9 protein-coding genes and 1 pseudogene are annotated in these 8704 nt (G+C 39.8%); 5 read left to right on the top strand and 5 right to left on the bottom strand.

Annotated features, from left to right (window positions below; all coding sequences use genetic code 11):
* Positions 1–76: 76 nt before the first annotated feature.
* Both AB204_RS16005 and AB204_RS16000 read left to right on the top strand, forming a co-directional pair.
* Positions 77–691, top strand: coding sequence for a helix-turn-helix domain-containing protein (locus AB204_RS16005; protein WP_047964373.1), 615 nt, complete (start codon positions 77–79; stop codon positions 689–691).
* Positions 675–1532: a queuosine precursor transporter gene (locus AB204_RS16000; protein WP_047964372.1), complete on the top strand. Its 858-nt coding sequence runs from the start codon at positions 675–677 to the stop codon at positions 1530–1532. The genes AB204_RS16005 and AB204_RS16000 overlap by 17 nt, the downstream gene beginning before the upstream one ends.
* A gap of 679 nt (positions 1533–2211) precedes the next feature.
* Here AB204_RS16000 and AB204_RS15995 read toward each other — a convergent pair.
* Both AB204_RS15995 and AB204_RS15990 read right to left on the bottom strand, forming a co-directional pair.
* The gene (locus AB204_RS15995) at positions 2212–3078 is read right to left on the bottom strand and encodes an AraC family transcriptional regulator (protein WP_047964371.1); all 867 of its coding nucleotides are present in this window, start codon (positions 3076–3078) and stop codon (positions 2212–2214) included.
* Between the two features lie 96 nt (positions 3079–3174).
* A pseudogene (locus tag AB204_RS15990) lies at positions 3175–3456 on the bottom strand (DUF1348 family protein); the annotation flags it as partial.
* A 28-nt stretch (positions 3457–3484) separates the two neighbouring features.
* Here AB204_RS15990 and AB204_RS15985 point away from each other — a divergent pair.
* Entirely contained in the window at positions 3485–3889 is a 405-nt protein-coding gene (locus tag AB204_RS15985; RefSeq protein ID WP_053067928.1) for a hypothetical protein, read from the top strand.
* Positions 3890–4116: 227 nt separating this feature from the next.
* Here AB204_RS15985 and yegD read toward each other — a convergent pair whose 3' ends face one another.
* Complete coding sequence (gene yegD / locus AB204_RS15980; protein ID WP_047964370.1) at positions 4117–5469, bottom strand: molecular chaperone; 1353 nt, start codon at positions 5467–5469, stop codon at positions 4117–4119.
* A 244-nt stretch (positions 5470–5713) separates the two neighbouring features.
* Positions 5714–6919, bottom strand: a complete 1206-nt coding sequence (locus tag AB204_RS15975) for an MFS transporter (protein WP_047964369.1) — start codon at positions 6917–6919, stop codon at positions 5714–5716.
* Between the two features lie 119 nt (positions 6920–7038).
* Between AB204_RS15975 and AB204_RS15970 the strand changes: the two genes are divergently transcribed.
* Together AB204_RS15970 and AB204_RS22480 are read left to right on the top strand one after the other, a co-directional pair.
* The gene (locus tag AB204_RS15970) at positions 7039–7635 is read left to right on the top strand and encodes a TetR/AcrR family transcriptional regulator (RefSeq protein ID WP_047964368.1); all 597 of its coding nucleotides are present in this window, start codon (positions 7039–7041) and stop codon (positions 7633–7635) included.
* A 42-nt stretch (positions 7636–7677) separates the two neighbouring features.
* Complete coding sequence (locus AB204_RS22480) at positions 7678–7860, top strand: hypothetical protein (RefSeq protein ID WP_152671552.1); 183 nt, start codon at positions 7678–7680, stop codon at positions 7858–7860.
* Positions 7861–8283: 423 nt separating this feature from the next.
* Here the strand turns inward: AB204_RS22480 and AB204_RS15965 are convergent.
* Positions 8284–8704: hypothetical protein (locus tag AB204_RS15965; RefSeq protein ID WP_047964367.1), on the bottom strand; the 421-nt coding region annotated here is incomplete at its 5' end.

Here is an 8704-nt window from a genome sequence, read left to right as displayed (position 1 = left end):
TCCTTGCTCTAAGAAAAAATGATTAGTCTAAAAGTTCATATAAGTTAGCCAGTTATATATTTTTCTGGGCGTTAATATGTATAAGAAACAAAAAATGGAACACCTGAAAAAAAACTTACAATACCTACTTGATTCCAGAGGGGAAACAAGAGTATCTCTCTGTGATCGAACAGGGCTTAACCGTACAACTATCTACAATATTTTGGATGGCAGAGTTCAAAACGTTCACTCTTCTACAATACAAAAAGTCTCCAATTTCTTTGGCGTATCATATAGTGAAATAGAGGCAACTGATATTGCAGAAAAAGAACGTTTGGACGCGGTTGTCTCTTATGAAGGAAACATGAATCCCAGTGCTGTTCCGTTATTTATGCAATCTGAATGCATTACTTCTGACTTCTCTGACAGTAAAATAGGTTCTCTGATTGTGGATAGGCCACTGACTTATTATTTTGGTTCAGGGCCTAATATCGTTGCTGTTTTACTTGAGAATGATTTTTCAGGTAAATATAATGCAGGTGATTTATTAATAATTAAGAGGGGTAACTATCAGAACAATAATCCAAAGTTATGTTTCGATCCAAAAAAGCAAAAGTTTCATATAAAAGAATTTACTCAAGAGAATTTGGATAGTTTTATGGTGATTGGGGATATAATGGAAGAGCGGTTCGGATATGGGAAAAAAATATAAGTTACTGGGATTCAACAGTCAGGATAATACAGCAAATGTATTAATTTTATCAACCGGAAAGGTATTGAAAATAAACACAAAGGAGCTTGAAAAGAGCGAAATAGCGGATGACCTGGACAATCACGAGATAAAATCACTTTATAGAAAGTTGTATTCTAGTTTTCCAAATACTCCCTCAGTTTATGAAATTGAAGAGCGTAATGAAAAATCCTGGATTATTTATTCATTTCTCGCATTATTACTGACAATTTTCTATACATTCAGCAACATAGCAGCAGCAAAACCCGTTTATATTGAATACCTTGATATTATTGTTACTCCTGGTACGTTTATTTACCCTTTTTCATTTTTAGTTATTGATTTGCTGAGTGAATTTTATGGATTCAGATTAGCAAGAAAAGCAATATACATGTCATTAATTTCTAATCTGATTATCGTATCCTTATTGAGCATTTCAACAAGTTTACCGGCAATTGCAAATTGGGATTTAAATGATCAGTATAATGCTCTGATGAATCATATATTATCGGCAATCTTTGCATCCTCTTTGTCATTTTTAGTTTCGGAGCTTGTCAATTCTTATATCTTGTGCAAGCTGAAAGATATGACAAATTCTCGTTTTTTGGCGTTAAGAGTATTTTTCAGTACATTCATTGCATCAGTGATTGATAGTTTTATTTTCTGCTTTGTGGCGTTTTATGGAAAATTACCTATAAATCAAATTGTTACTATGATGATCGTACAAATCTTAATTAAGATTTTCTTTGCATTGTTTAACGTATTTCCCGCTTACGGCTCACGTTATTTATTTAATCGGTGGGTTGTCAAAACAGCAAACTAGTAAGCCGCATGGGGGGATTCCCCCATGCTATTACCTATTTAAAACCCGCTCCTACTTAAACCAGTACTCTTATTTTCCATAATCACATAAAAATGATATTACTTTTCTATAACCCATAAACTAATTCATTTATAACTACATGTAATTATGTTACGTATATTTATGCAGTAACCCTGTTTATATTCACACTATCAATGGGGGAATTTACTGTTTTATCTCATTTTTTATCAGGGCGTAGAAAATTTTCAGGGAATTTAAGTTTAATTATTATTTATCAATGGCATATGTGATTTTTGGTTGATATTTTGTTCATGTGGCACCAAAAAATAACGTATAAATTCATCACTAAAATCACCATTTGATGTTTTATTTGTTGATTTTAGTATTTGTCTGGTGTATTTATTTTACTATAAAAACATAAGTTAAAATTGATATTTATCTGAAAGGTTAGGAAGGAGCTTTTCTTTCCTTCTGTATCGGTAAAATATCTTCATTATTTTGAATGAAAATTTTTGCTCGCCCGACACCAGGGTAATATTAGTTTGTTTTTTGTACTCATGAAAGCCCGGTCTCTTAGTCGACATTCCTGATTAAGAGACTAGGCAATCATATACCAAGTGGGTTTCAAATTACGGCATAACCGACACAACCGCAATTTGAAAGAGAGATGTATGGCTTTTTACACCAGAGGCAGGTAGATATCTGTCACAGCCTCAGTTTCTGGGACATAAGGGAATAACTTTACTCGTTCAAAAAATAGTGGAAAATCCCGGACTTCTTGGTTGTTTTCCGATAGCCAGTGTGTATACAAGTCATTGACTAAGCAAGTTATTTCCTCATCTGGACCAATATGTCTTATATAAGCACATTTTCCTGATGGAATGGTTTTTTTGATAATTATTGGGTTGTTAATCTCAAACATTGAGGAGACTTCGACACACAAATCAAATTTATATTCATCCGGCTCAACTTTTGTCGGATCTGCATAAACAAGATTGAACGTTTTGTACCGTCCAAGTGGTAGTTTATTGTTTATTCTCCACTTTTTGAATGCTCTGATTGTATGACCGATATTCGTTGGAGAGCCTTTGTGCTCCATAACTGCAATTGAAGTTTCTGGAAAATCAATGATTTTTACTTCAAGATGAGGTAATTTCTCATTCATCACTTTAGTCCTAATTTCATTTATGATTTGGTGTTGGCTATACCAGACAGACCAATCAGGCTTTTTCCTGAATTCAGTGGGACTTTGACCAATAGCGCTTTTAAATGCTCTTGAGAATGCTTCGGGACTTTCATATCCACATGCAAAAGCAATGTCTATAACTGGACTGTTGCTATAGGCGAGATCATGAACGGCTTTTTTCAATCGAAGTTGTCTGATATAGGCAGCAACGCCGATGCTGTAATTTGCTGAAAACAATCTGTGAAAGTGATACTTAGAACAAGCTGCAACACGACTCAAACTTTCTCCATCCATCTGTGTATCAATATGTTCATCGATGTAATGAAGAAGTGCATGTAATCGCTGTTTAATCATAGTCATAATGTCCGCCTTATCTGGTAAAACGCATGATATATAGCCTTCCGTGGCAGGACATGATGATAATTGCTGACTTAACGCTTATCCATCAGCGGGTTATTAAAGCCCGTATTCTGAAAGTTCAGGGTGATCATCAGGCCGACACCCCAACGGCCATAAAAAGAGGCGTTCTTCTTTCTTGATCGGTACGTCATTAATACAGGCATATCGGTTGGTCATAAGCCCCTGTTCGTTAAACTCCCAGTTTTCATTACCATAGCTGCGATACCAGTTTCCTGAATCATCTTGCCATTCATAGGCGAACCTGACAGCAATGCGGTTTTCATCATAGGCCCATAACTCTTTAATTAATCGGTATTCTCGTTCTTTTGACCATTTTCGGCATTTCCCCTCTAAAAATGATTTGATCATGGCTTTTCTTGAATACAGACATCAGCGCTGGATAGATTGGTTCCGTATGACATTAACCGCTGAAATGTCTGTCTATGGAACACTCATAAAAGCAATTCCTGCCGTACTGAAAAAATGGTTTATGAGCAGCGAATTTCGCGGTTGTGCTTTTATTAATTCTGCGATTGAATTTTCTCAGGCATTACCTGAAATACAACCTGTTGTGCTGTCTCATAAACAGGAAATGACAGAAACGCTCGCAGAATTCCTGCCTGATATACCAGAACAGCGGGTGCTGTCTAAGCAAATCACATTGCTCATTGATGGAGCTATTGTAATGGCGCAATATGGTGAAGAGAGTGATCAGGTAATATCTCTGGTGGAGAAGTGGTTATTGTTGCACTCGGCGCTGCTGAATCGATAAGGACTCTCTGCAAGACGGCATCGAATAAGAAATAGCAAAGCGCTGACTGATAGTTTGGCGCTTATTATGTGAGTCAGCTCATAATTCAATATCCATATATGGATAAGATTAAGTAGTTTATGGTAATGAGCATCAAAATATGGGGTAAGTTGTGTGTACTCACGGTGAGTAATATTATTAATAATAAAAAAAGCAGACTCAGTATTATTGAATCTGCTTGTGGCCTATCAAGCGAAACAAATTTTTGCCCAGCGTGCCAGACCTGTAGTCACGGAACCAAAGTAATTACCGCCAACTAATGGAATACCCGGTAACTCTTGTTCAACTGCCTGACGAAGGATCGGTGAACTTGCTGAACCTCCCGTCATAAAGATCACATCAGGCTGAGTACCTCCTTGTACTACCGCTTCGCTAACTAATTTAGCCATTTTCGCTTTAGTGGATTCGATTGCGTCAATCATCTGACCGCGCTGGATACTAACCTCAATAATCTCTGATAATAAATTTAGCTTAACTCGGTGTTCAGATTGCTCTGAAAGGGCAATTTTGGTTTCTTCTGCACTGCGAACCAAGCTATATCCCAATGTGTCTTGATATACTTTCAATAATCGAGCTAATTTTTCTGGTTCTTGAGCATCCCTGTACAAGGATTTTAATACCGCCAAATTCTGGCGAGAATAGAAATCTTTCTGAGCCTGTACATCATTAATGGCAATCGGATTCCAAAACTGAGTTAGTGGCATATCAATGCCTGAGATAACTTTGCTTCCTAACCCAAAAGGGTGCATTAGCTGTTTAAAGGTCAGATTAATATCTAAATCGTTTCCACCGATACGCTGACCAGTGTGTGCCAGTAAGCTATCCTTCCGTTCAGATTTTCCTCGCCAGCTTGGCCCCATTCGGATAAGGGAGCAGTCTGTCGTTCCACCACCAATATCAACGACTAATACTGTTTTATCTTCTGCCAGAGTGGCTTCATATTCCAAACCTGCTGCAACTGGCTCAAATTGGAACTCAATATTGCGAAACCCTGCTCGTTTTGCTGCATCAAGTAAAATCTTCTCAGCTTGTTGGTTAGATTTATCGCCACCCCGTCCGTGAAAATTAACCGGACGACCGATCACAACCTTTTCAATAGCTTGTTGTTTATTGATTTCTACTTGTTGTTTGATATTCGCCATCATTGCGCAAACCAGATCTTCAAAGAAGCTGATTTGGATATCCCTTAATCCCATTGCACCCAAGAAGGATTTTGGTGATTTTACATAGTAAACATCCTGAGGATCTTCCAAATATCGAGCCAGTGCTTCTTGCCCAAATACGATATCATCTGGCAAAAGCTCAATACCTTCCTCATAGTTTGCAGCAATCGCACTACGAAGAAGCTGTTCACCCGCTTGATTGCCTGGGCTGATATTCCGGTGACGAAATAAGTGCTCAGAAACAGATTCCCGGGTCGGTGCCGCCAAAGCAGAAGGCATGTAAAAATTATCATTTTCGATAGCAATCAGCCGTGGTGTATCCCCGATTATCTCTGCTACTGCGCAATTCGATGTGCCATAGTCAAAACCGATGAACATAAGTTTCCTCATTCTCAATCGTTGAAAATTTTAAAAAGGCGCAGATGCTATCCTAAATTAGGGTTGGAAGCGAGCTTAACATAAGGAAACTATAGCGCCCTGACTGACAAGGAAAATTAACGAACTGTGACATATCTGAAACCATATACATTGGGCATCTGCATTCACGAGAATCTCTTGGCTACCATAGGCATAAGACTTTATTTTTATTTCACCTCGTGCATATTTATCCAACTAAGCGCACTCATAGCAGAGGAGCTTGGCGGCTATGGGGAAAACCATGTTTTTTTGCCTTCCAAGCCACGATTAACCCGATCAATAGCAACATACATATAGCCCAAGGGAATGAGGATACACTGCTGGTTTCCAGTAATACTCCCCCGATTATGCCGCCACCAGCAATAGCAAGGTTCCAAGCTGTAACAACCATGGACTGTGCCACATCGGCACCATCCCCTGCTGCGTCTGCAGAAGCAGTTTGCAGTAATGTAGCAGCACCACCAAAAGTTAATCCCCACAGAGTAATGCCCAGATAAATAACAGACGGGATATTACCGCCAAAACCAAGCATGATGGCAGTTAAGGTGAATACGCTAAGACTGAGCAATACCAGTATTCGTAGATAGCGATCAACCAGTAGACCGATGATCCAAATACCGAGTAAAGCCGCTACCCCGAATACCAGTAGAATGAAGTCAACACGATCTGACAGTCCCGCTGGTACGAGGAAAGGTGCGATGTAGGTATAAAGAATGTTGTGTGCCAGCATCCAGAACAGGATAACAAGCAATACCGGACGTATGCCTGCTGTGGTAAAGACTTTGTGAACAGGAATTCGATGATTTGCACTTTGGCCAGGAAAATCAGGCAGCTTAAGCATAACCCATATCACCAGTATCAGCGTCAAGCCAGACATAATAGCGAAGGTTCCTCTCCAGCCAATGAGATTGCCTACCCAAGTTCCAATAGGAACACCTAGAGACAGTGCGATTGGTGTTCCCACCATCGCCACCGCCATTGCCCGGCCTTGCAATGAAACGGGTACCATTCGGCGTGCGTAACCCGCTAAAAGTCCCCATGCAAGACCCGCAGCCACTCCAGCCAGAAAACGCGCAATCAACGTCAGAAAATAATTGGAAGACAGCGCGGTAATGGTATTGAAAATCAGGAAGCCACCAATGGCGAGTAGTAAGACAGGTCGTCGGCGCCAGCCGCGTGTTGCTGCTGTAAGAGGAATTGCCGCTAATAGAGAACCCAGAGCGTAAAGTGTTACTAGTTGGCCAGCTAGCGCCTCTGAAACACCGAGATCTATGCCAATTTGTGGTAACAATCCTGCAGGAAGTGTCTCAGTCAGAATGGCGATAAAACCCGTCATTGCCAGTGCAAGTAGTCCAGAAATTGGTAGGCGTTCACTCGTCTCTCCAAGTAACGCAGAGGTGTTTTCGTGCATCAAAATGACTCCTTTAATATATGTATCAATTGGTATAAAAGTTAGTTGTGATGAGGTTATCTTGTCAAGAACTTTTATACTGATTAGTATTTAAGTTTATTTTCAATGAGGAAATGGTTATGGCTAAGATGGGGCGTCCACGTAGCTTCGATCGTGATGAAGCGATCAATCAAGCAATGTTGCTGTTCTGGGAGCATGGCTATGAATCAACGTCTTTAAGCCAACTCAAGGCCGGGATGGGCGGTATTTCCGCTCCCAGTTTCTATGCGGCTTTTGGTTCCAAAGAGATATTATTTAAAGAAGTGGTAATCCGTTATCTCGATACGTATGGTCAGGTAAACGTTAGTCTTTGGGATCAAACTCTTCCTCCTAAAGAGGCTATTGAGCTGGCTCTACGTCGTTCAGCAAAAATGCAGACGGAGTATAGCCACCCTCCGGGCTGCTTACTAGTGCTGTCAGCCAGCGTCTGCTCATCGGAACACAAACATATCCAAAAACTGCTGGCCGATGCCAGAGAACGAGTACGGAAAGGTTTCATTTCCTGTGTCCAGCGCGCTATAGATGATGGTGAATTAGCGGGCGAAAACGATCCTACAGTAATGGCAGTAATGTTCGATAGCTTCCTGTCAGGATTTTCAACTTTGGCTAGGGATGGAGTTCCTCTGACTATTCTCGAATCATCGATTACGCAAATAATGAAAATTTGGGATATCTGAGCCAGCAGTTTCTGAGCATCACGCTCAGCTTCGTTGAGTATAGTGAGTTCGACAATGGAAGCCTATTTGGCTTCTATTGGTTATATAGCAGAGTGGACAGCCTCCCCGCCCTCTGGCTACGCCAGCCGCTATGCGGGAACGGCGGGGCATCCACTGAACGTCAAAACATTCGGAGTTCTCACCCTCGAGGTTTCGCGCTCCGATAGCCGTTTATCCCCTCCATGAATGAAGGGGTCTGCACTCAGCGCTATTTGATCAAAAGTATAGTGCACATTTTAAAGCGCGCGTAGCACCTTCTGTCCTGATTACCGTTTTCAAACCCGCACTGAAAACTAACAGATTTAATAGCCTGCCACCATCAATAAAGATCGCTGGAACGACATATAAGATTTATAACCCGAATAATCGTCCGAACCAACTGAATAGTATCACCTTAGATCTTGATTTAGTTTCCTTCGTATCAAAAACGTCGGCTTCTGGCACAAAGCCGACTGTCTGATTGGATTTTGATCAGATCATCAATAGTGTCAGATCGAGTCTTAGTTGGTACAACTAACTCGCTTTTGCCCCAAGGTTATTTAGCTAACTGGAAATTTTATCGAATAAGAGGCTGGTACTACCAGCCTCATTAATCATTATCAAATTAATTTATATTGATACCTTTTCCTTAATCCCTATTGCATTAATTATTTCCGAAGTGCATTCAAGAATATTATTATGATGATGGTTCTCCATTAGCTTAATCTCTAATGGATTGGTTAGCCATTGAGAAATATTATTATCTATTGATTTTATGATTGATTCAACTAACTCGATTTGCGAATCATCATTATAATTAGGGTTTATTTTTCCTGCTTTAAATAGCGTAATGTTTGTATGTTTTAACATTCCGCTTAAATCACAATAAGATATTTTATATTCAAATGGTGCACTCTCCAATACTTTATTGATATAGGTGTCACTGGCACCCATTTTTTGTAAGTTCTCAGTGAGTAATAGGTTTGAATTTGATATATCAATATTGTTTTTAATCCTTTTCATCTCGGCGTTATTAATTACAGTATCTAAT

Source organism: Xenorhabdus khoisanae (assembly GCF_001037465.1).
Taxonomy (GTDB): domain Bacteria; phylum Pseudomonadota; class Gammaproteobacteria; order Enterobacterales; family Enterobacteriaceae; genus Xenorhabdus; species Xenorhabdus khoisanae.
Note: the sequence above shows the minus strand (reverse complement) of the source record. Positions and strands in the feature narration are given on the sequence as shown.